Raw genomic sequence first — 23,727 nt, 5'->3', positions numbered from 1 at the left:
CGTCCGCGCTCAAAGTATGACAGTGAGTGACATGCGTCACCGGCCGGTACGGAGCCGCAATCAAATTGATAGAAACAGGTTCTATCGTGACTTCCCTATGAAAGCGTCGAATATGTCCAGGCGCGCGGACCTGGCGCGGTCCGTCCGGCTGTTCCGGGCGTTCCGCTCCGAGCAGAGCGACGGCCACGGGTACTACACGACCCTCGCGGCCGACACCGCCGCCCTGCTGAGGCAGTACGCGGACCTCGCCGACCGGCTCGTGCTCGACGTGGGCGGCGGTCCCGGCTACTTCGCGACGGAGTTCCGCCGCCACGGTGCGCGGTGCCTGTGCGTGGACGTGGACGCCGGCGAGCTGGCCGGTCAGGGCGCGCCCGGCGGCGGCCTGCTGGGCAGCGCCCTCGACCTGCCGCTCCGCGACTCCTCCGTGGACGTCTGCTTCTCCTCGAACGTGCTGGAGCACGTGCCCGACCCGTGGCGGATGGCGGCGGAGATGGTCCGGGTGACCAGGCCCGGCGGGCTGGTCTTCCTCGCGTACACCAACTGGCTCTCCCCCTGGGGCGGACACGAGACGTCGCCCTGGCACTATCTGGGCGGCCACCGAGCCGCCCAGAAATATCAGGAAAAGTACGGCAAGCCACCCAAGAACCACTACGGGCGGAGCCTCTACCCGGTCTCCGTCGCCGACGGCCTGCGCTGGGCGAGAGCCGAGCCGCAGGTGGAGCTGGTCGACGCCTTCCCCCGCTACCTGCCCTGGTGGTACCGCCCGATGCTCAAGGTCCCGATCGTCAGGGAGTTCGCCACATGGAACCTGGTCCTGGTCCTGAGAAAGCGCACGCCCCCGAACCCACCCCCGCCGACGAGCCCCGGCCCGTCGAGCCCCGGCCCGTCGAGCCCGCCCCGCTGACGGAACCGGCCCGCCGGGACACCGCCCTCGACGGCATCCGCGCCCTCGCCGCCCTCGGCGTCTGGGTGCTGCACGTCGCCGGCAACACCGGCGTGATGTACCGCGACGGCATGTTCGCCTGGATGACGACGCGACTGGGCATCGCCGTGCCGATCTTCTTCCTGCTGTCCGGCCTGCTGCTCTACCGCCCGTGGGCCAAGGCCGTCCTGCTGGACACCCCGGCGCCCCGGCCGGGCCACTACCTGTGGCGCCGGGTGCTCCGGGTGATGCCGGCCTACTGGGTCGTGACCGTCCTCGCCCTGGCGGTGTGGAGCTGGAGCGCGCTCGACTGGGCCGACTGGCTGACCTGGCCGCTCCTGCTGCAGAACTACTTCGAGCAGGGCCGGGCCCCCGAGGGCCTGTACCAGATGTGGACGATGCCGATCGAGATGGCGTTCTACGTGGCGCTGCCGGCGCTGGCCTGGCTGCTGCACCGCTGGACGCGCCGGGGCGGACCCGCGACGAACCGGCCGCTGCGGCTGCTGGCCGGCATCGCCGTGCTCCCGGTCGTCTCGGTGCTCAGCGTGGTCCTCACGCACACGCTGGAGCAGCCGCAGCTCGCCCTGTGGCTGCCGCACCACCTCATCTACTTCGCCGCCGGGATGGCGATGGCGGTGCTGTCGGTGTGGATCAAGGAGAGCAAGGCGGTGGACGCGCTCGCGCCGCAGCTCCTCGTCCTGGCGCTGCTGCTGTACGTGGTGCTGAGCACCGAGCTGGCCGGGCCGCGCACGCTCACGCTGCCCAGCATGGGCCAGTCGCTGTGGCGGATGGCGCTGGAGGCGGCGGTGGCCGTCCTCGTGGTCGCCCCGTTCGCGCTGGCCTCCCGCCGCGACTCGCTGCGTCACCGCGTGCTCGGCAACCCGGTCACCGCCTACCTGGGCCGCATCTCCTACAGCTTCTTCCTGTGGCACGCCCCGGTGATCACCATGTACTACAAGGCGACCGGCACCCAGGCGTTCAGCGGCGACTTCGTGAAGGTGGCGATCCTCACCTTCGCCGGCACGATGCTGGTCAGCGTGGCCAGCTACCACCTCATCGAGGAGAACGCGCTGCGGCTCACCGGGCGCTGGTCAGCACCGGCTCCGCCTCCCGAAGCTCCGGCGTCTCGTCCGGCGGCTCCGGTTCGGTGACGAGCTGGGCGAACAGCACGCCCATCGCGGCGCAGGCGAGGAGCTGCGGGATGTGGTCGGCCAGCGGCTCCACGTCGGTCGCGTAGTCCCGCACCGCCATGGCCAGCGCCAGCGACGCCGTCGCCCCGGCGAACAGCCCGGCGGCCACCCAGTGGCCCACCAGCCACGGCGTGGCCCGCCGGGCGGCCGGCGCGCGGCCCCGCAGCCACAGGGCGGCCACCACGGCCGCGAGCACGACCGCCATGCCGGGCCAGCCCGCGACCCAGCCGCCGAACGCCAGCCCCGCCGCGATCACGTACGGCACCCGCCAGCGCGACAGGCGGGAGGCGGCGGCGGGTGCCGTCTCCAGCACGTGCTCGGGCCGCGGCCCGCGCATGACCAGCGACAGCACGGCGAGCAGCGCGATCCCGGCCAGCCCGAGCCCCAGGCCGAGCCGGTAGGGCCGGTCCGGCGCGTACTCCAGCCGCACCGTCCCCGAGGTGCCGGCGGGCAGCTCCCAGGCCTGCTTCCAGCCGTCGATCCGGGCGGGCCGCAGCGTCCGGCCGTCGATGGTGGCCCGCCAGCCGGCGTTGTGGTTCTCGTTGACGACGAGGAACGAGTCCTTCGGCGCGTTGACCCGCACCTCACGCAGGGACGGCGTCCAGGCGCCGGCGGCGGCGCCGCCCTCGACGGAGGCCGGCTGCTCGGGCAGCTTGCCGACGACGAGGTTCGTGACGCCCCACGGGTCCCAGCCGGCGGCGCGCACGCGGTTGTCGCCCGCCGTCAGGGCCGCCCGCGAGCAGCCGGTGAACCGCACCGGCCGCTGTTCGAGCAGGTCCGCGTAGGTGCCGTTGACCCGGGTCGGCACGGTCCTGCCGTTGATCTGCAGGTTCGGCCCGCGCCCGCAGCCCAGCCGGAACGGGATGCCCTCGGGCCGGCTCGCCGGGCTGACGCCGGGGATGATCAGCTCGGTGACCTGCAGGCGCCGCGAGGCCGGGTAGAAGCGCAGCGTGAGCCGGCTCGTGGTGACGGGTTTGAACGTGAGGAAGCCCCGCTCGTCCACCCGCCCGCTGCGCAGCACGCCCTTGTCGGCCGCCACGATCATGTCGAGCGGCTGCCGGTCGCCGCCGGGGCGGGCGACCTGGATGCGCGAGACCGTGCGCTTGCCCTTCCAGCGCAGGGTGAGCGTGGGGTCGCCGTCGTTGGGCGAGGGGATCCAGGTGGTGGCCGCGTCGGCGTCGAACGCCGACCGCGGCGCGACCACCGCGTCCTTGCTGACCTGCGACGACCCCTCCACCCGGGTGAGGTCGTCGCTGAGGCGGGTGTAGCGGTCGACCAGCGCGGCGTCGCGCAGCACGGCGGTGCCGCGCACCTCGGCCGAGCGCTTGCCGTCGGCGGTGAAGGTCCGGTCGAAGCCGGCGCCCTCCTCGTCGGGCCGGGCGAGCAGCGGGTTGCAGATCCACCGGTCGCGGTTGCGCATGCACTGCGGGCGGCCGTCCAGCCCGCGGTCCATCACGAAGACCGCGCCGCCCTCACCGGGCATCCTGATCGTCCGGCCCGGCAGCACACCCGGGATGGTGATCTCGCTGATGCCGACGCGCTGCACGAAGCTCCAGCTCTTGCCGTACGTCTCGACGACCTCGATGCGCAGCCAGCTCGTCGGGCCCTGCGGGGCACGCAGCCACTGCGGGTCGTTGGTCTGCCGCACGTCCTGCACCAGGCGGCCGGCGGCGGTCTCCACGGCCACCCGTCTGATCGACTGGCCGAGCAGCACGTTGTTGGTGAAGACGACCTGGAGGCGGGGGATCTGCCGCTCCTGCGGCAGGTCGACCCGGAGCCACTCGCCCTGGGGGCGGGTCCAGCCGCCGCTCTCCCAGCCGGTCTCGTAGTCGCCGTCCATGGCCGCCCACGGGCCGCGGCCGGGCGTGCTGAGCCCGGCGACGGCGTCGGCGTCGGCGACCGAGGAGGAGGCGGTGATGGCGGAGATGCCCTCGTACTCGGCGGTGGCGGCCTCGTCCAGCCATCCCTCGTCCAGCAGGTCCAGCTCCCTGACGCCGGTGAAGTCGGCCCGCCGGTCAGCCGGCAGGGTGGGCGTCCAGTTCGTCCGGATCTCACCGAACTGCCGCTCGCGTAGCCGCAACCCGTCCGACACCACGGCCGGGACCTCGTGCTTGGCGGCGTCGTCGTTTACCAGGACGGGGCCGGTGCCGAGCAGGCCGAGGTCACCCATGGTGAGCAGCGAGTCGGGGCCGCCGCGCACGCGCAGCGCCTCGCCCGCCGGCTGCACGCCGACCAGCTCGGCGGCGCCCGTCACCTCGTACAGCTCCAGCGCCGGGAACGGCCAGTCGACGGACTCGACGACGTCGTCGGTGAAGGCGTCGCCCACCTCGCCGCCGAACGAGCGGACCCGGGTGATGCCGGGCGACTCGCGCAGCGCCTCGTGGATCCTGGTCGGCCAGGCGCCCTGCAGGTGGGCGCGCATGAGGTCGTTGCGTACGAGCAGGTAGTGCACGCCCATGCGGCGCAGCACCTCGGTCAGCCCGGCCGAGCCGTGGCCCGCGGTGAGCCGCTGGTCGACGGCGTCGAGCAGCCGGGTCATGCCGACGGACCCGGCGGCCGTGACCTGCCGGGTGGTCCAGCGGGCCCGGAACATCGGCTGCATCGGGTCGTCCATCGGCCGGCCCCACAGGTACTCGCCGAACTTGGCGCCGGGCACGACGAGCACGCCCTCGTCGCCGGCGTTCTCGTTGACCCAGGCCGCCGCCTCCCGCCAGTAGAGCGGCACCTCCTTGAACCCGCCGGGCGCGGCCAGCCCCTGGTTGAAGACCGGCAGCACCAGCCCGGCGAACGACACCAGGGCAACCGCCCGCACCGGCACCCGGATCCGCCCGGCGACCGCGGCCAGCAGGTGGGCCAGCCCGAGTGCCAGCGGCAGCCGCACCAGCGGGTCGAACTTGCGCAGGTTGCGCAGCGGCGCGAGCGGCCCGTCGAGCAACCAGCGGACCGGCTCGGCGACGATCGGCTCCAGCGCGCTGACGTGCCCGGCGACCAGCGCGGCCACGCCCACGAGGAACAGCCCGGCGAGGAAGCCCTTGGCGGGCAGGTCGCGGCGGGCCAGCCCGGCCAGCCCGAGGGCGGCGAGCAGCCCGGTGACGACGACCATGCCGGCGGCGGTCGCGATGGCGTAGCCGGGCGGCTGCTCGGCCACGCCGCCGACGGTCAGGTAGCGGACCCAGTCGGACGCGCCGCGCAGCACGTTGGTCAGCGAGGTGACCTGCGTGGTGGTGGAGGCGGTCTCGGTGTAGGGCAGGAAGGAGAAGGCGTAGCGGCCGACGAGCAGCAGCGGCAGCCACCAGAAGAGGGTGGCCACGCCGACGGCGCCGGTCCACCAGCCCAGCATCCGCCAGCGCGGCACCGGTCTCGGCCGGGTGAGGATGTAGATCACGGGGGCGACGAGGACGGCCAGCACCGCCACCGCGTTCACGCCGCCGCACAGGGCCACGGCCAGTCCCGACCTGATCGCGCCGCGGGCCCGCTGGCCGGTCTCGGCCGCGGTGAGCAGCGGGACGAGGATCCACGGCAGCATCGCGGCGGGCAGCCACTCGATCGAGATCTCGCCGAGGATGGACAGCGCGCGCGGGGCCAGCGCGTACGCCAGAGCGCCGACGATCCGGGTGCCGGGCGTGCCGACGCCGAGCTGCCTGGCCAGCCGCTCGACGCCGAGGAACGCCACGCACAGCAGCAGCGTGAGCCAGAGCCGCTGCGTCACCCACGGCGCGACGCCCAGCAGGTCGCCCAGGGCGAAGAACGGGCCCATCGGGAACAGGTAGCCGGCGGCCTGGTTCTGGAGCTGGCCGAAGTGCTGCAGGTCCCACAGGTGGGCGGCGCGTTCCAGCCAGCCGACCGGGTTCAGCGCCAGGTCGATCTTGGTGTCGCCGATGACGCTGCCCGGCTCGGTGGTGAACGACAGGACGGCGAAACCGAGACAGCAGATCGCCAACCAGAGCCGATGCCGTACCTTCTCGTTCACCGCTCCTCCCAGGCGGGCGGGGTCCGTCCCTGCATGAGGGCGGCCATGCGTGCTGCGCTGCGGTCCCAGCGGAACCGGGCCGCCCAGGCGCGGCACCGCGCGGCGTAGTCGGCGCGGCGCCCGTCGTGCAGTTCGTCGTGCAGTTCGTCGAGGGCCGCGGCGATGCCCTTGGCCAGGTTGACCGCCGCGTCGGCGCCCTCGGGCACGAGCCAGCCGGTCTCTCCGTGCCGTACGGCGTCGCGCAGGCCGTCCACGTCGAAGGCGACCGTGGGGACGCCCAGCGCGGCGGCCTCCAGCACGCACAGCCCCCAGCCCTCGCCCTGCGAGGCGGTCACCTGCAGCCAGGCGGAGGCGATGAGGCGTTCCTTGTCCCGCTCGGACAGGTAGCCGTGCAGCGTGACGCCCTCGGGCAGCCTGGCACGCAGCGCCGCCTCCTCCGGGCCGCGGCCGACGACGTCCACGGTGAGGCCGGGCCAGCGCCGCCGCAGCTCGGGCACGGCGTCGAGCAGCAGGCCGACCCGCTTGTGCGCGACGAGCCTGCCGACGCAGACCAGCCGGGGGGCCGGGTCCTGCGGGGGCGGCGCGGGCGGTCGGGTGACCGGGGTCACGCCGTTGGGGATGATGTGGACGGGCCCGGTCCAGCCGAGCCGCTCGCGCATGGCGGTCACGGTCGAGGGCGACACGGCCACGCTGTCGTGCCGCCGGTAGGTGCGGCGCGCGGCCGGCCCCTCCAGGAACCTGCCGACCGCCGCCAGCCAGCGCGGCAGGTGCACGCCGAACTGCCGGTCGTGCACGTGGTGCACGACGCAGATCACCCGGGTACGGCGGGGCAGCACCCACGGGGTGAAGAACGGGATGCCGTTCTGGCAGTCGAGCACCACGTCGAAGAGGTCACGCCGGAGCAGCAGCCACAGCAGCACGCGGCCGTAGACGGTGAAGGCGCCGCCCATCCGGGCGATGCGGACCCCGTCGATCCGCTCGGCGGCCCGCTGCCCGGGTGCGCGGGCGGTGACGAAGCAGACCCGGTGGCCCGCCGCGGCGAGGCGGCGGGCCATCTCCCAGGCGTACGTCTCGGCGCCGCCCGCGGCCGGATGCCATGGATCACGCCAATTGACGACGGCGACGTTCACGGATATCCGACGGGGTCGAGCGGCGGCTCCCAGGTGGGCCGCGCGGCGGTGCGCGGCTCGGTGCGCAGCGTCAGCCAGATCCTGCCGAGCTCCAGCAGGATGCCGGCGCTGTGCCTGGCCGGTGAGAAGCGCGAGCCCGGCATGTCGCGCCACTGCACCGGGATCTCGTGGGCCTTCGCGCCGTGTGCGGCGCACCGGGCGAGCAGTTCGACGTCGAACGCGAAGCCGGGGGTGCGCAGCCGGGCGGCCACCTCGCGGGCGAGTGGGCCGTCGAAGAACTTGAACCCGCACTGCGTGTCGCTGACCCCGCGCACCAGCACCTTGGCGAGCGAGCGGAAGCCGACGGCGCCCAGCTCGCGGACGCGGCTGTGCCGGTTCTCCACGTCGGAGAAGGCGTGCGCGCGTGAGCCGACGACCACGCGCTCACCGGTGAGCAGCAGGCCGAAGGCGACGTCGATCGCGCCGAGGTCGGTGGCCATGTCGGCGTCGCAGAAGCCGACGAAGGGCGCGCGGGTCTGCAGCAGCCCGGCGCGGACGGCGGCGCCCTTGCCGGGGACCGGGCAGGCGACCAGGCGGACCGGCACCGGTCCCCGCGGCCACGTCCTGACGATCTCGGCGGTGGCGTCCGTGCTGTTGTTGTCGACGACGGTGACGGCGGTCGGGAACGGCATGCGGGCAAGCTTCGCGCACAGCTGCAGGAGCCCCCCGGGGAGTCGTCCTTCCTCGTTGTACGCGGGAATGACGATCTCGAGCAGTGGTCGTCGGCTCGTCCTCTCGTCCCCTTGGAGGGAGGGCGGCATGGCGGCTGGTTCTACCGGTCGCCGTAGTTGTAGAGCGGCTGGTTGACCGGCGTCGCCGTGGCACCCGTGAAGGAGACGGTCGTGACGGTCGCCACGAGTGCTGCGACGGCGACGCCTATGATCGCCGCCACGAGGATCTTGATCACGGGGGGTTCCTCCTCAGGCACTGCGCATATCGGGGGCGGTACACCAACCTAGAACCAATTCTTGCTACTCGGAAGTAGCTAAACGAAATCTTAATAAACTCACTGTTCAATAGCCGGTTTCGGGCGCACTGCCAGCCACGGGGCCATCGAAACGATACAACCGCAGGTCAGAGCCGTTGACGATGATCCGGGCGCGATTCAGCCACGCCGCGATTGAGGACAGCTCGGCCGGGGTACCGGCGTCCACGACGACGTACCGGAAGCCCTGTGCGGGCAGGGCTTCCGAGGATCTTTCTAGTACACGTTCTACCGTGCGTGCCCGCTCGTCCTCGCTCGGCACGACCATCGTCCCGACCCGTACGGTGTCATTGGCCACCACGTCCCGGCCGGGCACGGCGAAGAACCGCTGGGCCGGGTCGAGCACCGCCCGGCCGCCGTTCCAGGGGAAGCGGCGGTAGGACTCGAACGGCAGGACCAGGACGTCACCGGGCTCCCCGTCGCGCCGGATCGCCTCCCGGGCGGCCGTCCAGTCACGGGGGTAGCGGACCGCCTCCAGCGCGCCCGCCGCGCCCCACGCCAGGGTCGGCAGCACGGCCAGCGGCACCAGCGCCATGACGCCCGCCCAGCGCGCACCTCTCCCGCGCACGCCCACCCAGCGCGCACCTCTCCCGCGCACGCCCACCCAGCGCGCACCTCTCCCGCGCACGCCCGCCGCCTGGGCGGCGGCGGTCAGCAGGCCGAGGCCGACTGCCACCAGCAGCGCCAGCGGGGCGACGAACTGCTGGCCGTCCCGGAACACCGCGAACCCGCCCCACACCCCGATCAGCCGGGCGAGCGCGGCCCGTCCCGGCTCGGTGACGCCGAGGCACGCGATCGCGAACCCGGCCGCCGCCGCCACCGCCAGCCCCACCCGGTACGGCAGCCGCGAGCCCGCGAGGCAGGCGAAGCCGGCGATCCCGGCCACCGCCAGCACCAGCCGGGCCACCGCCCCCGCCACGGTCTCGTACCCGGCGGGGACCGCATGGGCGTTCCAGATCCCGCCCAGGGACAGCAGGCTGCCCACCGTCCCGAACGGCGTGTCGGCCCGGGCGGCGAACGCCTCCACCCCCACCCGGTCGCCCGTCACGGTCCCCGGCCGCAGCAGCGCGGGCACCAGCCACGGCAGGCTGAACGCCGCCAGCACCGCCGTCACCCGGACGGCCCACGCGCGGGACCGGCCGAGTGCCACCGGCAGGGCCGCCAGGGCGGTCACCGTCATGGCGGCGAACCCGCCCACCGCCGCCGGCAGCATGGCCAGGGCCGTGCGCCCCGGCCGGAGTCCCGCGCCCGCCGCGGCCACCACCCACGGCAGCCCGGCGTACCCCAGCAGCAGCGCCCACTGCCCCATCAGCAGCCGCTCGGCCACGTACGGGTTCCATACGTAGAACGTCCCGGCGACGAGCCGGGGCGCGAGGCCGGGGGCGGGCACGAGCAGCGCGGCCCCCGAGCAGCCCAGCACGAACACGCCGAGCAGGATCGCCTTCTGCACGAGCTCGCCGGGCAGCACGGACGACAGGGCCGTCACGACGGCGTCGCTGGGGACCACCCGCGGCGCGCCCCCCGACAGCCCGAAGGTGAACCGGGAGAACGCCGGGTCCGGCACGAACACCATGTCCTGCACGAGGACGAACCCCCACCCCAGCGCCGGCCCGAGCGCCAGGCAGCCCAGAGCCAGGCCGAGCAGCGCGGCGGCCGTCCCGGTTCGGGGCGGGATGCGGAACATCCCGCTATGACATCACAACCACACAACGGGCATTCCGCATGAATGCCCATCTAGCTAGCCTTCCGGACATAGGGGGGCGGGTCGGGGCGGCGACGAGCGGGGAGACGGTGGAAACGCGTCCGAGAGAGCGCGGGGAGATCGTGCTGGCGGCGGCCATCGTGATGATCGTCGTCCAGCTCGCCTGGAAGTTCGACCTGGTACGGCGGACGTACTTCCGCCAGGACGACTTCACCTTCATCGCCCGGGGCCTGGAGCAGCAGCTTTCCTGGGACTACCTCATGCGCGTCGACTACGGCCACCTCATGCCGGGGCCGTTCGCGATCCACTGGGCGATGGGGCGGCTCGGCGTCTACAACGACGTGCTGGCGCACGCCGTCACGATCGGACTGCAGGCCGCGGCCGGGCTGGCGCTGCTGCGACTGCTCAAGCTGCTGTTCGGGGCGCGACCGGCCATCCTGGCGCCCTTGGCGCTCTACCTGCTGACGCCGCTGACGATCTCGTCGCTGTCCTGGTGGGCCGTGGTCATCGAGACGCTGCCGTTCCAGGTCGCGCTGCCGATGGCGCTCGGCTCGCAGGTGCGCTACGCCAGGACCGGCAGGTTCCGGCACGCCCTCGCCACGGCCGGGTGGGCGGTCCTCGGCATGGTCTTCTACGTCAAGGCGCCGTTCATCCTGGTGCTCGCGTTCGTGCTCACGCTGGGATGGCTGCCGCGCGCCCGGCGCCGGCCCGCGTGGCTGCTCTACCTCGCCGTGATCGCGGTCTACGCGGCGGTCTTCTTCCGGCAGCTCTTCACCTCGGTGCAGCTCACCAACGACACGGTACGCCCCGCGCTGCCCGACCCGGCGGTCGCGGCGAGCTTCGCCTGGAAGCTGCTGAGCGGCTCGTTCGTGCCCGCGGCGCTCGGCGGGCCGTGGCGGTGGCATCCGATCACCGACGACTACGCCATCGCCGCCACTCCCCCGGCGCCGATGTGGGCCGCGCTGGGCGTCGCGGCCGTCGCCGTCGCGGCGTCGCTGGCCTACCGGCGGCGGGCCTGGCTGGCGTGGCTGACGCTGCTGGCCTACCTCGTGCTGGCGGACGTGGTGCCCGTCATGATCGGGCGTGTCGTGCAACTCGGCCCCGACCTCGGCGGCATGGAGCTGAGGTACGTCTCCTCCACCGCCGTCGTGCTGGCGGTGGTCGTCGGGCTCGCGTTCATCCCCGTGCAGGGCGAGGAGCGGCCCTGGCGGCGGCCCCCGCCCCGGCTCCGGCACGCCTGGATCCCGGTCGCGGCGGCGGTCGCGGCCGGCTCGGTGTGGTCGGTGGCCGCCTACACCCGCCTGCCGCTCGGCCAGCACGTCAGGAGCTACGTCGAGACCGGCCGGGTGGCCCTCCAGCGCGCCCCGGCGGGCACGGTCATCCTCGACACCCACGTTCCGGCCAGGGTGGTCGAGCCGCAGTTCTTCTACGACTACGCGCGCGTCTCCCGGGTCCTCGGCCCGCTCGCGGCGGACCGGCCGGACGGGCAGGTGACCTGGACCAGGCGGCTGACCGGCCCGCTGCCCAACCCGCTGGTCTTCGACCCGGAGGGCCGCCTGCGCCCGGTGAGCGTCGAGGGCCTGACGATCCCGCAGCGGGGCGGCTGCACACCGGTCTCGGGCCGGGAGGCGCGCTTCCCGCTGCCGCTGCCGATGCCCCGCGGCGAGTGGACGGTGCAGATCGGCTACCTCAACCCGGCGGCCACCCGCCTCGCCGTGCGGCTGGGCGACGCCGAGGAGACCGTCCCGGCGGGCAAGGACTTCGGCTGGACGTTCGCCACGGTCACCGGCAGCGGCACCGAGGTGGCCGTCCGCGCGGTGGACGGCGGCGCGGCGTGCGTCGGCGAGATCAGGGTCGGCGTCCCGCGCCCCGCCCGGCACGGCACGCCCACCCCGCTCCAGCCGGTCGCGGCCGCCCACCGGTGAGACCCCCGCCCGTGAACCCCGCCCGTGGGAGGCCGGGCGCCCGGCGCCCGGCCTCCGCCGCTCATCTGCCCGGCTCGGGGTCCCGGGGCAGGCCCAGCATGCGCTCGCCGATGATGTTGAGCTGCACCTCGGTCGTGCCGCCGTAGATGGTCATCGCCCGGGTGGCCAGCACGGCCCGGTTCCAGTAGCCCGCGTCGCCCAGCGACATGTCGGCCGCCACCACCGCCGACGCGCCCAGCAGCGAGACGGCCGTCTCGGAGACGTGCTGGGCGTGCGAGGTGGACAGCAGCTTGCGCACCGAGGCGTCGGCGCCCGGCTCCGCCCCGGCGAGCTGCTTGAGGGTGACCCGCAGCGACAGCGCGTTGATCGAGTGGGCCTCGCAGATGACCTCCGCCACCTGGTGCTCCTCGACGGGGGTCAGCTCCCGCCCGAGCCGGCCGATCAGCCCGAGCAGGTCGGGCACCGACGCGCCGGTGCCGCCGGAGCCGGACGACAGCGACACCCGCTCGTTCGACAGCGTGTTGCGCGCCACCTTCCAGCCCTGGCCGACCTCGCCGACGACCAGCTCGTCCGGCACGAAGACGTCGTCCAGGAAGACCTCGTTGAACAGGTTCTCGCCGGTCATCTCGGTCAGCGGCCGGACCGTCACGCCCGGCGCCTTCATGTCCACGAGGAAGTACGTGATGCCCTCGTGCTTGGAGCCCTCGGCGGAGTCGCGGGCGATGCAGATGCCCCACTCGGCGACGTGGGCGACGGAGGTCCAGATCTTCTGGCCGTTCAGCCGCCAGCCGCCCTCGACCTTCTCGGCCTTCATCTGCAGCGAGGCCAGGTCGGAGCCGGCGCCCGGCTCGGAGAAGAGCTGGCACCAGATCAGCTCGCCGCTGAGCGTCTTGGGCAGGAACCGTTCCTGCTGCTCGGGGGTGCCGTACGAGACGACGGACGGCACCACCCACGCCCCGATGATCATGGCGGGGAGCTTGACCCGGGCGGCCTTCAGCTCCTGCGCGATCAGCACCTGCTCCAGGGGCGAGGCGGCGCGACCCCAGGGTCTGGGCAGGTGCGGCATGACGAAGCCGCGCGCCGCGAGCGCCCGCTTCTGCTCCACGCCCGCCAGCTCCCCGATCTCGGCGAGCTCGGCGCGGATGGACTCGCGCAGCGGCGCGGCGTCCTCGGGCAGGTCGATCTCCATCTCGCGGGTGACGCCGCGCAGCGCCAGCGCGGTGACGGTGGCCGCCCACCCGGCGGCCGGGCCGAGCAGGGCGCGCAGCGTCAGCGCGCGGCGGTAGTAGAGGTGGACGTCGTGCTCGAAGGTGTAGCCGATGCCGCCGAAGGTCTGGATGGCGTCCTTGGCGCACCGCACGGCCGCGTCGGGGGCCATCACGGCGGCGACGGCGGCGGCGTACTCCAGCTCGGCGCCCTCGGCGCGGGTGGCGTCCCAGACGGTGGCGCGGGCCTGCTCCAGCGCGACCAGCATCCGCGACAGCTTGTGCTTGATCCCCTGGAACTGGCCGATCGGGCGGCCGAACTGGACGCGCACCTTGGCGTACTCGGCGGCCGAGCGCACGCACCACGACGCCAGCCCCGCCGCCTCGGCCCCGAACAGGATGGCGGCCAGGTTGCGCACGCCGGAGCGCTCGACCCCCTCCAGCACCCGCTCGGCGGGCACGGTCACGCCCGCCAGCTCGACCTTCGCCGCGGACCGGGTCAGGTCGAGCGACTTGACGGCGGTGACGGTGGCGGCGGAGGCGTCGAGCGCGACCCACTCCTCGCCCTCGGCGGTGGAGACGGGCAGCACGAGCACGTCGGCCAGGGCGCCGCCCAGGACCGGCTCGGCCGTGCCCGACACGACCAGCGCGCCGTCGCCGTCGCGCGTGCCGGTGAGAGCGCCGGACAGCGCCACGGCGCCGGTGAGCGTGCCGTCGGCGAGGGCTGGCAGCAGCTCGTGCCGTTTCGAGGCGTGGACGACGGCGGCGGCCAGCACGGTCGGCACGTACGGGCCGGGCGCCATCCGCTCGGCCAGCGCCTCGATCGCGACCGCCGCCTCCAGCAGCCCGTAGCCGGACCCGCCGGCCTCCTCGGGCAGGTGCAGGCCGAGCAGCCCCTGCTCGGCGAGACTCCGCCAGAAGGGCGGGCGCTCGTCGGCGGCGGCGCGGAGCAGCTCGGCGGGGATGTTCCGCTCGGCCCAGCCGCTCACCGACTCACGCAGCGCCTCGTGCTCCTCGTTCAACCCGATCGCCATCGCTACATCCTCCAGCAGGTCCCGGTGATGCCCAGAACCATATTCTAGAGGATGCTTCTGTACTAGATGGGGCGGATCTGCGCGGCCAGGGTGTTGAGGTCCCGCCAGCGCTTCCTGCCGCTCTGCGGGATCGAGGCGAACAGCATGGCGGGCTTCGCCTTGCCCGCCTCGACCACCGAGACCAGGGCCTGCGCCACCTGCGCCCGGCCCCCGACGGTGTAGCTGACCTGGTAGCCGAGCGTCCAGCCGGCGCCCGTGGGATTGCGCTGCGACGCGGTCCAGGTGAGCCTGGCCCCCGCCGGATACTGCCGGGCCAGCGTCCAGGTGGCGGCCCGGACGGCCAGCCTGCGATAGTCGGCGTCCTTGGACGGCTTCGCCTTCGGCACGGCGCCCGGCACGAGCGCCGAGGCGATCACGGCGCCGGGCCCGTAGGCGGGATCGGGCGCCTTGCCGGCGCGCTGGGCGAGCGTGAACGGCTTGTGCGTCGCGGTCCGCCACGGCGCTCCGAGCCGGGGATAGCTGATGCCGTTCTTCGTGTCGTACACGATGCCGGCCACCACCGACGCGGTGCCCGACAGGCCCGCCAGCGCCTTCCTCGCCGGGACCGGCGGCAGGGCGGGCGCGCTCGCCGAGGGGGTGGCGGCGTCGGGCACGGTCGCGAGCCCGGCCACGTCGTGCCGGACCACGCCCTCACCCGACCCGTCGCCGGAGAAGATCGTGAACGTCAGCACCAGGGCCGCCACGGTCGTGACGGACACGCCGATCAGGTAGAGCGACTTGAGCGACACGCGCCCGAGCAGGCCCGGCCTCGGCGGCGGCGACGCGGGGACGAACGGGCGGCGCGAGACCGCCGCGCGCGGGATCACCGCCGTCTCGTCCTCGGCGACGACCTCGCGGAACGGAGTGGTGGGGGCATCGAAGGGAGGTCTCTGGTCACCGACGTCCGCCATGGGTCGAGATTACGTCACCCGGGTCGTTTCGTCGCACCCCCGCCCGCGAGCTGAGCAGTGCGAACGGCTCCCAGCCGGCGCGTCCGGCAACCTGTGGTCATCCACACCTCATCCGCGGTTCCCCGCCGTCCCGGGAGCACCCGCCGACGTGCGGCGCCGCGTGTCGTCCGCCCTGGGCCGGGAAGGTACCCGGGTATGAGGAAGATCGCCGCGGCCGTCACCGCCGCCGTCCTGCTCACCGGGTGCTCGGCGCTCCCGTCGGCCGACACCGCGTCTCCCTCGCCCGCGGGCACCCCCACCGCGACGGCCCCCACGGGCCCGGCCGCGCAGCCGCTGGAGGCGACGTTCCAGCAGGTCATCAACGACGTGCTGCCGTCGATCGTGCAGATCGACACACGGGTGGGGCTCGGGTCCGGCGTCGTGTACGACACGGCCGGGCACATCGTGACCAACGCCCACGTGGTCGGCCGGGCCACCACGATGACGGTGACCCTGGCCACCGGGGGCGAGCCGCGGTCCGCCCGGCTGGTGCGCAGCTTCGAGGCCGGCGACCTGGCCGTGATCAAGGTGGACGACCCCGACGGGCTCAAGCCGGCCAGGTTCGGCGACTCCGCCAGGCTGCGCGTCGGCCAGATGGTGCTGGCCATGGGCAACCCGCTGGGCCTGTCGGGCAGCGTGACCAACGGCATCGTCTCGGCGCTCGGCCGCACGGTGACCGAGCCGCAGACCGCCGGGTCGCCGGGCGCGACGATCGCCAATGCGATCCAGACCTCGGCCGCGATCAACCCCGGCAACAGCGGCGGCGCCCTGGTCGACCTTTCGGGCCAGGTGATCGGCATCCCCACGCTCGCCGCCACCGACCCCGAGCTGGGCGGCGGGGCGGCGCCCGGCATCGGCTTCGCCATCCCCAGCAACACCGCCACCGACATCGCCGCGCAGATCGTCCGCGACGGCAAGGTCACCAACACCCACCGGGCCGCGCTCGGCATCCGCGGCAGCACGGTGATCGGCGCCGACGGCCGGCCGATCGGCGCGGGCGTGGTCAGGGTGGAGGCGGGCGGCGGCGCGGCGAAGGCGGGCATCGAGAGCGGCGACGTGATCACGTCGGTCAACGGCGCCGACACGCCCACGATGGCCGCGCTGGCCGAGGCGCTGACCGCGGTCAAGCCCGGCGAGCAGGCCAAGGTGGAGGTGCTGCGGCGGGACGGCTCGCGGGAGACCGTCACGGTGACCCTGGGGCAGCTCCCCGGCGAGTGACCCCCGCCCCCGTCCCTGGCCCCGGCCCGTCCCTGTTTCCGGTCCCGGGCCGGCCCCGGCCGGTCACCGGGCGTCGAAGACGATCTCCACCCGGCGGTTCTTGGCGCGGTTGTCCGCCACCGGCTTGCCGTCGATCAGGTTGGGCAGCTTCGGGCGGCTCTCGCCGTACCCGCGCGCCTGGAGCGTCACGCCCGCGTCGCCGAGCAGGGTGCGCATGGCCTGTTCCACGGCCTGGGCACGGCGCTGCGACAGCGTGCGGTTGTAGGCGTCGGCGCCCTGGTCGTCGGTGTGGCCCTCGATCCGGACCACACCCCCCGCGGCCTCCGCCCGCACCTTGCCCGCCACCTGCTGCAGACGCCGCCTGGCCTCGGCCGTCAGCACCCACTTGTCCACGGCGAACAGCACGTCGCTGGTCAGCGCGACCGTCACCTCGGTCCCGCGCCGACTCTGGCTCTCGGTGCCGTCGAGCGACTCGACCTCGCCGATGATGTCCTCGACCGGCAGCACCAGGTCCTCGACGGTCCCGGACACCCCGGGTGGAGGGCTCGGCACGGGGGTGGCCGCCGCGGCGGCGGGCGGCAGCCCCAGCACCGCGGCACTCAGAGCGGTGACCAGGACGGCACTACGAGATCGGGACATCGTTGATCACGCCGATCATGGGCATCTCGACATCGACCTTGGTGACGTCCGGCGGCGGCGCGGCGAACACCGCGTACAGCGTGGAGGTCTCGCCCTTCTTCAGGAACTGCCCCTGCGTGGCGGAGCACACGCACTCGGCGTCGCTTTCGGAGCCGTTGCGCGCGACGCGGTAGCGCTTGGCGTTCACCGGGTCGATCAGCGACACGGCGTCCACCGAGAACCTGAGCGGCGCGGTGCTCATGCCGTTGTGCAGGTTGACGTTGCCGGACAGGGAGGTGACGGTCCAGTTGAGACTCATGGTCCGGCCCTGCCGCCGAAGCGCGGTGATCTCGACGCGGGCCTCGCCTGACTGCCCGCCGGCCGTCACCTTGGTCTGCCGGCTGGCGATCACCTCGCCGGCCGGCGCCGGCTCCTGCGTGGTGGCGGAGACGACCGGCTCGGGAGCCTGCGCGGTCTGCGACTGGCCGGCCGGCGGGCTGCTGTCCTGGTTCAGCCGTTCCGCGCCGCCGGCGCCCTGCTGGGCGGGCAGCATCCCACAACCGGCCAACGCGACGGCCGCGACGGCCAGCGCGATCGTCTTTCGCATCTTCTGCTCACCTTCACTGGTCAGGGGTACGAGCCCGGAGGCCCGGACTCGCGAGGCGACGCTAGCGCGGCGACCTTCAGAATCCGCATAGCGATCCAGGCATGGGCCTCCCGCACGGCGCTTCCTGACGGGGCTTCCGCACGGTTGCTCAGCCTGGCCGACCGCGACGCCGGCGCGCCTCCTGCGCCAGCCGTTCGGCCTCCGCCCGGCCATGGCCATCACCAAGGAAGTCAAACTCTCCCATAACGTCAGCAACCACCTCAACCGCCTCATCAATCTCATCGAGGTCGAGGTGTGCCGTCACCAGGACGAGCATGCCGTACGCGGCACGACGGCGGTCGCCGTGCTCCCGGTACGTCGCCACGGCCTCCCGCGCGAGCGCGGCGGCCGGCTCCGGCCGGCCCTCCGACGCGGCGACCCGGGCCAGCAGGAGCAGCGTCGCCGCCTCCGGCAGCCGGTCGCCGAGGCGCCGGTTGATGGCCAGCCGCCGCTCGGCGCACGCGCGGGCCGGCCCCAGGCGGCGGGCGTCCAGGTGCAGGCCGGCGAGGTCCAGCAGCGCCTCGGCCTCGCCACGCGGGTCGCCCAGCTCGCGGTACGCGGCCAGGCCGCGCTCCAGCAGGCCGGGATCGCGCCGCACCGCGCCCAGGGCGCGCAGCGCCTCGGCCGTGCCGCGCAGGTCACCCGCCCGCTCGAACACTCGCAGGCACCCGCTCAGGGCACGCTCGGCCGCCGCCGGCCGTTCCTCCACCAGCCCGAGCCGCAACGTGATCCTGGCCAGCTCCAGCCCCTCCACCAGGGGCTGGGCCGCCCTGAGCGCCGCCGCCGCGGCCTGCGGCCGCCCCTCGGCCCGGTGCAGATCGGCCAGCCCGCGCAGCAACAGCGCCTCCCCCTCCCGGTGGCCCGCCACCCGGGCGGCGTCGAGACCCGTCGCGGCGGTGGCGTGCCAGTCGTCGTGGTGCCCGCCCAGCTCGAACAGCGCGGTCAGGTAGAACGCCAGCCGCCAGGCCGCCTCGTGCAGGCCCGCCCGGTGGAAGTCGCCGACGGCCGCCACCAGGAACCTGCGCTCCGCGGCCAGCCACCGCGCCTCGCCGCGCAGCCTGCCCGTCTCCAGCAGGCTCTCCGCCGTACGGGCCAGGGTACGGCCGGAGCCGGGCTCGGCGGGCAGCAGCGCGGCCCGCGCCCGCCTCACCCGAGCCAGCACCTCACCCGCGACCCCCTCCAGCACCCTCCTGCGCCCGGTGTCTCCCGCACCGGCCACACGATCACGCGCCTGTCCGTACGCCGCCTCCTCGGCCAGGCGTTCGGCGGCGAAGAGCCGGGTGAGGTCGTGCCAGCCGTAGCGTTCCTGCCCGGCCTCGTCCAGGCCGCGCGACTGGAGCAGCCCCGCCTCCGCCAGCGGCTCCAGATCCGCCCCGAAGACCCACCCGGCGAAGTCGGGCGCCGACAGCGCGCCCAGCGCGCGCAGCAGCCGCCGTTCCGACTCGGCCAGCCCCTGGTAGCCGAGGGCGAGGCTGCCCCGGACGGCCAGGTCGCCGGCGCTCAGCTCGTCCAGCCTGCGCCGCTCGTCGCCGAGCCGCCCGGCCAGATGGCCGAGCGTCCACCCGGGCTTGCGGGCCAGCCGGGACCCGGCGATGCGCAGCGCCAGCGGCAGCCCGCCGCACAGGCGCGCGAGCTGCCGGGCCGCCTCCGGCTCGGCGACCACCCGTTCGCGCCCGGCCACCGCGGCCAGCAGGTCCACCGCCTCGCCCGCGCCGAGGACGCCCAGCTCGTACGCCCGCGCCCCTTCCAGCCCGGCGAGCGGCGAGCGGCTGGTCACGATCGTCAGGCTGCCCGGCCCGGTGGGCAGCAGGGGCCGTACCTGCGCCTCGGCGGTGGCGTCGTCCAGGACGACGAGCAGGCTCCGGCCGGCGGTCATCCCGCGATACAGCCTGACCCGCTCGGTGAGGCCCACCGGGACCGCCCCGTCCGGGCAGCCGAGGCAGCGGAGCAGGTCCTCCAGCACCGCTCCCGGCGCCCGGCCGCCCAGGGCGGCGTAGAGCCGCCCGCCGGGCAGGCCGAGCGTCGCGGACGCCCGGACGGCGACGGCCGACTTCCCGCAGCCGGGCGGGCCGTGCAGCACGACGACGGCGGGCGCCCCGCCGGGCCCCGCCGTGCTGGAGGCGATCCAGGCCAGCACGTCCGCCCGCCCGGTGAAGTCGGAGACGTCGGGCGGCGTCTCGTTGATCGGGGCAGCCGGCGGGGCGGCCCGCTCGGCAGCCGGCGCCCGTTCGGCCGTCAGTGCCCGCCGGTGCGCCTCCCGCAGCTCGGCGCCCGGCTCCAGCCCCAGCTCGTCCACCAGCGTCCGGCGCGCCTGCTGGTAGGCCGCGAGCGCGTCCGGCCGGCGGCCGGCCTGGCACAGCGCGTCGAGCAGCAGCGCCCAGGCGCGCTCACGCAGCGGACGGGCCGCCACGAGGGCGCGCAACTCGCCGACGACCTCCGCGCCCCTGCCGAGCCGCAGGTCCAGCTCCACCCGTTCCTCCAGGGCGGTCAGGCGCAGCTCCTCCAAAGGCACGGCGTGCAGGCGGCGCAGCGCGGCCGACTCGACGTCGGCCAGGGCGTCGCCGCGCCACAGCGCCAGCGCGGCCCGGAGGTCGTCGGCCGCCTCCGCGACGCGGCCCGCCTCCCTGGCCCGGCGCGCCCGGCCGACCAGCCGCTCGAACCGGTGACAGTCCACCTCGTCGGCCTCGACCGCCAGCAGGTAGCCGCCCGGCACGGTGACGATGCCGTCCACCAGCTTGCGCAGCGCGCTCACGTACACCCGCAGCACCGGCTCCGCCGAGGCGGGCGGCCGGTCGTCCCACAGCAGGGACATCAGCCGGTCGACCGGCACCGGCTTGCCCGCCGACAGCAGCAGGGCGGCCAGCAGCGCCCGGTGCTTGGCCGGGCCGGGCGGCGGGCCGCCCTCGATCCGCAGCGGCCCGAGCAGCCCGAACCGCACCCGCGCCTCCCGCACCGTGGCCGCCTACCCGCCGACCGGCTTGAGGTCGAACGACTCGAACCGCACCCGCACGCCCTGCCGGCCCGCCGGGGCCGCGTGCACGCCCGCCGCCCCCGGCCCCAGCGGCTCGGTCACGTCGGTGGTCTCGGCGACGAGCGCCTCGTCCAGCCACATGCGCAGCGTCGCGCCGCCCGCGTCGCGGCGGCACTCGGCCACGACCCGGCCGCCGCCCGTGCCCCGCCGCACCGGGCCGGGGCCGTGCAGCACCACCGGCCGGCCTCCCGCGACCCGCTTGACGATGGCCACCTGGTCCGTGCGGACCAGGAACTCGTACCGGCTGCCGCCGGTCCCCCCGTGGCACCACACGCCGTACTCGCCCGTGCCCCGCTCCAGCCGGGCCTTGGCGGCCACGAGGACGGGGCCCTCGGGCTCGCGCCGGGGAGCCGACTTCCACAGCCGCCATCCCGGCTCGACGGTCAGCACGTACGCCGTGCCGTCCGCCCGCGCCGTGCCCGCCTGAGAGGCGCCCACCTCCCAGCCGTCCGAGAAGTCCGCCCGGTAGGGTCCGCTCTCCGGCTCCAGCACGGCCGTGACCCCCACCGCCACCGCCGCCAGCACGGCGACCAGCCCCGCCGCCCGGACCGCCCGGACACGCCACCGCCGGGCCGTACCCCCAGGCGGAGAGTGCGGAGCAACGGTATGGACGGGCTCCCCGGCGCCCCCCGAGGACGGCACGGACGGCGGCGCCGGGTCGGCGGGCAGGGTCGGGGCGGGGCCGGTCCAGGTGCGTTCGACGACCTCCGTGGCGTGGGCGTGTGTCAGCGGGCCGCCTCCGACGAGGGCCGCCAGCAGCCGCTCCGCCGAGGGCCGCAGCCCCGGCTCCTTGGCCATGGCCCGCTCCACCAGGTCCCGCATGCCCTCGTCGAGCCCGTCCAGCGACGGCCCCTCGTTGACGATGCGGTACAGCACCTCGGCCGGCGACCCGCCCCCGAACGGCAGCCGCCCGGTGCCCGCGAACACCATCACCCCGCCCCACGCGTACACGTCGGCGGCCGGGGTGAGCGGCTCGCCGCGCACCTGCTCGGGCGCCATGAACGCGGGCGTCCCGAGGACCACCTGGCTGACCTGGCCGGCCGGTCCCGCCTCCACGAGCTGGGCGATGCCGAAGTCGATCACCCGGGGGCCGAGCGGCGACAGCAGGACGTTCGAGGGCTTGAGGTCCCGGTGGATCACCCCGGCGCCGTGGATGGCGCTGAGCGCGGTGGCGATACCGACCGCGAGCGCGTCGAGGTTCGAGCCGGCCAGCGGCCCTTGCTCCCGTACGGCCTGCGCCAGGTCTGGCCCTTTGACGTACTCGGTGACGAGGTAGGCGGTGTCACCGTCGATGCCGGCGTCCAGCACGGGAGCCGTGCAGAACCTCGCCACCCGGCGCGCCGCCGCCACCTCCCGCTCGAAGCGCCGCCGGAAGGCTGGGTCGCGGGCGAGCTCGGGGTGGATCACCTTGACCGCGGCCAGGCCGCCGGTCGGGGTGGTGGCCAGGTGCACCACGCCCATGCCGCCCCGCCCGAGCACACGCCGCAGCGTGTAGCCGCCCACGATCCGGTCCCCAGTCATCGCAGACACCATAGCCATGTCCGGACATGCCGGGCTTCACGCCCTCATCTCGGCTGCTAGACCGCATCAACGTCACCCCCCACACCCGCGCCCTCACGACCGCGCCCGAAGGCAGGCCGCCACCGTCGCGGGCCGCGATGTGAGCTTTGTCACTGAAAAGAAAAGGGTTCTCCGGAAAACGCCCTGCAATCCGGACGCGAGCCGCCGACAGCACCACGTGAAGATCACCTGCTCGACGGGCGGTGCACCGAGACGTTCGCCCTCGCCGCCCCCGCTGTTTACGGTCATGCGCCGCATTTAATAAAGCAGGGATTTTCTTTGAATTGTCAACGAATCACGCGTGGCACATGATCGACGACTTGCCCCGCACTTGTCATCGTTCTAACATCTCGTGGCGCAAGGATTTAGGAACGCCCACCGGCATCCGGTCCACGCGCTTTTCCTCCGCACCATGAGGCGACCAACAATTTCGTCTCACCACACCGAGGCCGCTGATCGCGGCAAAGATACAAGGAGGTATCCCATGCGATCGCAGCGAACCTTTGACCGTCGCAGGGCGTGGCTCGCCACGGCCGCCCTCGCCGGGCTGGTCCCGCTGTTCTCCGTCGCGCCCGCTCTGGCGACCACCTCGACCTCGACCGACCACGTCGGCGTCTACGTCCTCCGCGTCACGCCCGCCACCGGCGGGGACCCCGCCCCCGTCTCGGCCGGCACCCTGCTGTGCGGCCCCGACGGAGGCGCGCACGCCAGCCCGGCGACGGCCTGCGACCAGCTCCGTCGCGCGAACGGCATGGTGGAGCGCATCCCCGAGGACCCCGGCATGTGCACCCGGGAGTACGCCCCGGTGCACGTGACCGCCACCGGGGTCTGGAACAGGCAGTTCCGCGAGTTCACGCGGACGTATCCGAACCTCTGCACGGCGGTGCGCGCCACCGGAGGCGTCCTCTTCGCCTCCTGACGCACAGCCTTTCATGAATATGGGGCATCCCGGTCCCCACCCTCACCTGGCCGTCACATGAACACCGGATCAACGCGCGCCTGCGAGAATGGGTTTTTCTGGGATGCCCCGGAACAGAAATTCCCACAATTCACCCACCGGACACCGAATCGTCTTCCGGACGAGGAGAAGGATATTTTCGTGTTCAAGCACCTGACCGTCGCGACCATTCTCGCGGCGATCGCGGTCCTGCCGGCGACGACCGCGCAGGCCGATACGCACGCACAGCGTGCCACCAGCCATTCACCAGAAATCATCCGCTATGAAAAGACCGGCGGGTTCGCCGGAATTCAGCGCAGGGTTTCGATAGACAGGAACGGCCTGGGGCAGGTCGCCTCCGGCGAGGCCAGCGCCGCCTTCCAGCTCACCGTCGAGGAGTTCAGCCTGCTGAGGCGCAGGCTCGGCGCCGTCTCCACGTGGCACTCCTCCGCCGACGGCTGCGACATCGCGGATCACTTCACCTACACCCTGCGCTACCGGGGCCGCAGCGCGGTCCGCTGCCACACGCTGCCGCGCGACTGGGAGCCCGCCGTCGCCCAGCTCGACCAGGTCATCGACCGCCACCTCGCGCCGAGCAGGCCCCCAGCGCACGACTGATCCACGGC

The 23,727-nt window shown here is 74.1% G+C and carries 17 protein-coding genes; 6 read left to right on the top strand and 11 right to left on the bottom strand.

Annotation, left to right across the window (positions count from 1 at the left end):
- Positions 1-112: 112 nt before the first annotated feature.
- Together ACGF0J_RS02255 and ACGF0J_RS02250 are read left to right on the top strand one after the other, a co-directional pair.
- On the top strand, positions 113-904 hold the full coding sequence (locus tag ACGF0J_RS02255; RefSeq protein ID WP_393141464.1) for a class I SAM-dependent methyltransferase: 792 nt from the start codon (positions 113-115) through the stop codon (positions 902-904).
- The gene (locus tag ACGF0J_RS02250; RefSeq protein WP_393141462.1) at positions 802-2,073 is read left to right on the top strand and encodes an acyltransferase family protein; all 1,272 of its coding nucleotides are present in this window, start codon (positions 802-804) and stop codon (positions 2,071-2,073) included. The genes ACGF0J_RS02255 and ACGF0J_RS02250 overlap by 103 nt, the downstream gene beginning before the upstream one ends.
- On the opposite strand, the gene ACGF0J_RS02245 is transcribed toward ACGF0J_RS02250, so the two are convergent.
- From ACGF0J_RS02245 to ACGF0J_RS02225, 5 genes are all read right to left on the bottom strand, one after another.
- A complete protein-coding gene (locus ACGF0J_RS02245) occupies positions 2,000-6,082 on the bottom strand; it encodes an alpha-(1->3)-arabinofuranosyltransferase family protein (RefSeq protein WP_393141460.1) in 4,083 nt (1,360 codons plus the stop codon). The genes ACGF0J_RS02250 and ACGF0J_RS02245 overlap by 74 nt on opposite strands.
- On the bottom strand, positions 6,079-7,212 hold the full coding sequence (locus ACGF0J_RS02240; RefSeq protein ID WP_393141458.1) for a glycosyltransferase family 4 protein: 1,134 nt from the start codon (positions 7,210-7,212) through the stop codon (positions 6,079-6,081). The genes ACGF0J_RS02245 and ACGF0J_RS02240 overlap by 4 nt, the downstream gene beginning before the upstream one ends.
- On the bottom strand, positions 7,209-8,012 hold the full coding sequence (locus ACGF0J_RS02235) for a glycosyltransferase (RefSeq protein ID WP_393141456.1): 804 nt from the start codon (positions 8,010-8,012) through the stop codon (positions 7,209-7,211). The genes ACGF0J_RS02240 and ACGF0J_RS02235 overlap by 4 nt, the downstream gene beginning before the upstream one ends.
- 11 nt (positions 8,013-8,023) lie before the next feature.
- Positions 8,024-8,158 carry a hypothetical protein gene (locus tag ACGF0J_RS02230; protein ID WP_393141454.1) on the bottom strand — a complete coding sequence of 45 codons (135 nt, stop codon included), beginning with the start codon at positions 8,156-8,158 and terminating at the stop codon, positions 8,024-8,026.
- A 106-nt stretch (positions 8,159-8,264) separates the two neighbouring features.
- On the bottom strand, positions 8,265-9,920 hold the full coding sequence (locus tag ACGF0J_RS02225) for a hypothetical protein (protein ID WP_393141452.1): 1,656 nt from the start codon (positions 9,918-9,920) through the stop codon (positions 8,265-8,267).
- Between the two features lie 107 nt (positions 9,921-10,027).
- Here ACGF0J_RS02225 and ACGF0J_RS02220 point away from each other — a divergent pair, with 107 nt between their 5' ends.
- Positions 10,028-11,863, top strand: coding sequence for a hypothetical protein (locus ACGF0J_RS02220; RefSeq protein ID WP_393141450.1), 1,836 nt, complete (start codon positions 10,028-10,030; stop codon positions 11,861-11,863).
- Between the two features lie 61 nt (positions 11,864-11,924).
- On the opposite strand, the gene ACGF0J_RS02215 is transcribed toward ACGF0J_RS02220, so the two are convergent.
- Positions 11,925-14,102 (bottom strand): acyl-CoA dehydrogenase, encoded by a 2,178-nt coding sequence (locus ACGF0J_RS02215; RefSeq protein ID WP_393141448.1) that lies wholly within the window; start codon positions 14,100-14,102, stop codon positions 11,925-11,927.
- A gap of 62 nt (positions 14,103-14,164) precedes the next feature.
- The gene (locus ACGF0J_RS02210) at positions 14,165-15,052 is read right to left on the bottom strand and encodes a hypothetical protein (RefSeq protein ID WP_393141446.1); all 888 of its coding nucleotides are present in this window, start codon (positions 15,050-15,052) and stop codon (positions 14,165-14,167) included.
- Between the two features lie 195 nt (positions 15,053-15,247).
- Between ACGF0J_RS02210 and ACGF0J_RS02205 the strand changes: the two genes are divergently transcribed.
- The gene (locus ACGF0J_RS02205) at positions 15,248-16,309 is read left to right on the top strand and encodes a S1C family serine protease (RefSeq protein ID WP_393141444.1); all 1,062 of its coding nucleotides are present in this window, start codon (positions 15,248-15,250) and stop codon (positions 16,307-16,309) included.
- A gap of 63 nt (positions 16,310-16,372) precedes the next feature.
- Here the strand turns inward: ACGF0J_RS02205 and ACGF0J_RS02200 are convergent, their stop codons facing one another.
- The 4 genes from ACGF0J_RS02200 to ACGF0J_RS02185 all read right to left on the bottom strand — a co-directional run bounded on the left by ACGF0J_RS02200 (position 16,373) and on the right by ACGF0J_RS02185 (position 22,125).
- Positions 16,373-16,948 (bottom strand): OmpA family protein, encoded by a 576-nt coding sequence (locus tag ACGF0J_RS02200; RefSeq protein ID WP_393141442.1) that lies wholly within the window; start codon positions 16,946-16,948, stop codon positions 16,373-16,375.
- Positions 16,932-17,534 (bottom strand): hypothetical protein, encoded by a 603-nt coding sequence (locus ACGF0J_RS02195; protein WP_393141440.1) that lies wholly within the window; start codon positions 17,532-17,534, stop codon positions 16,932-16,934. Before ACGF0J_RS02195 ends, ACGF0J_RS02200 begins: the two co-directional genes overlap by 17 nt.
- 148 nt (positions 17,535-17,682) lie before the next feature.
- Positions 17,683-20,526 (bottom strand): BTAD domain-containing putative transcriptional regulator, encoded by a 2,844-nt coding sequence (locus ACGF0J_RS02190; protein WP_393141438.1) that lies wholly within the window; start codon positions 20,524-20,526, stop codon positions 17,683-17,685.
- Between the two features lie 9 nt (positions 20,527-20,535).
- Positions 20,536-22,125, bottom strand: coding sequence for a protein kinase (locus ACGF0J_RS02185; RefSeq protein ID WP_393141436.1), 1,590 nt, complete (start codon positions 22,123-22,125; stop codon positions 20,536-20,538).
- Positions 22,126-22,648: 523 nt separating this feature from the next.
- On the opposite strand from ACGF0J_RS02185, the gene ACGF0J_RS02180 reads away from it, so the two are divergent.
- Together ACGF0J_RS02180 and ACGF0J_RS02175 are read left to right on the top strand one after the other, a co-directional pair.
- Positions 22,649-23,083, top strand: coding sequence for an SSI family serine proteinase inhibitor (locus ACGF0J_RS02180; protein ID WP_393141434.1), 435 nt, complete (start codon positions 22,649-22,651; stop codon positions 23,081-23,083).
- Between the two features lie 57 nt (positions 23,084-23,140).
- Positions 23,141-23,719: a hypothetical protein gene (locus ACGF0J_RS02175; RefSeq protein WP_393141432.1), complete on the top strand. Its 579-nt coding sequence runs from the start codon at positions 23,141-23,143 to the stop codon at positions 23,717-23,719.
- The last annotated feature ends 8 nt before the right edge of the window (positions 23,720-23,727 follow it).

The organism is Nonomuraea sp. NPDC047897 (assembly GCF_043204415.1).
GTDB lineage: Bacteria > Actinomycetota > Actinomycetes > Streptosporangiales > Streptosporangiaceae > Nonomuraea.
The sequence above is the reverse complement of the archived record's forward strand: the minus strand, read 5'-3'. Positions and strand labels throughout refer to the sequence as shown.

What these genes read in the sequence shown, in the direction of transcription:
- ACGF0J_RS02210 (WP_393141446.1), bottom strand. Translation starts at nt 15,052, where the DNA reads ATGGCGGACGTCGGTGACCAGAGACCTCCCTTCGATGCCCCCACCACT.
- ACGF0J_RS02255 (WP_393141464.1), top strand. Translation starts at nt 113, where the DNA reads ATGTCCAGGCGCGCGGACCTGGCGCGGTCCGTCCGGCTGTTCCGGGCG.
- ACGF0J_RS02175 (WP_393141432.1), top strand. Translation starts at nt 23,141, where the DNA reads ATGAACACCGGATCAACGCGCGCCTGCGAGAATGGGTTTTTCTGGGAT.
- ACGF0J_RS02225 (WP_393141452.1), bottom strand. Translation starts at nt 9,920, where the DNA reads ATGTTCCGCATCCCGCCCCGAACCGGGACGGCCGCCGCGCTGCTCGGC.
- ACGF0J_RS02200 (WP_393141442.1), bottom strand. Translation starts at nt 16,948, where the DNA reads ATGTCCCGATCTCGTAGTGCCGTCCTGGTCACCGCTCTGAGTGCCGCG.
- ACGF0J_RS02215 (WP_393141448.1), bottom strand. Translation starts at nt 14,102, where the DNA reads ATGGCGATCGGGTTGAACGAGGAGCACGAGGCGCTGCGTGAGTCGGTG.
- ACGF0J_RS02180 (WP_393141434.1), top strand. Translation starts at nt 22,649, where the DNA reads ATGCGATCGCAGCGAACCTTTGACCGTCGCAGGGCGTGGCTCGCCACG.
- ACGF0J_RS02235 (WP_393141456.1), bottom strand. Translation starts at nt 8,012, where the DNA reads ATGCCGCCCTCCCTCCAAGGGGACGAGAGGACGAGCCGACGACCACTG.
- ACGF0J_RS02185 (WP_393141436.1), bottom strand. Translation starts at nt 22,125, where the DNA reads ATGACTGGGGACCGGATCGTGGGCGGCTACACGCTGCGGCGTGTGCTC.
- ACGF0J_RS02205 (WP_393141444.1), top strand. Translation starts at nt 15,248, where the DNA reads ATGAGGAAGATCGCCGCGGCCGTCACCGCCGCCGTCCTGCTCACCGGG.
- ACGF0J_RS02250 (WP_393141462.1), top strand. Translation starts at nt 802, where the DNA reads ATGGAACCTGGTCCTGGTCCTGAGAAAGCGCACGCCCCCGAACCCACC.
- ACGF0J_RS02195 (WP_393141440.1), bottom strand. Translation starts at nt 17,534, where the DNA reads ATGCGAAAGACGATCGCGCTGGCCGTCGCGGCCGTCGCGTTGGCCGGT.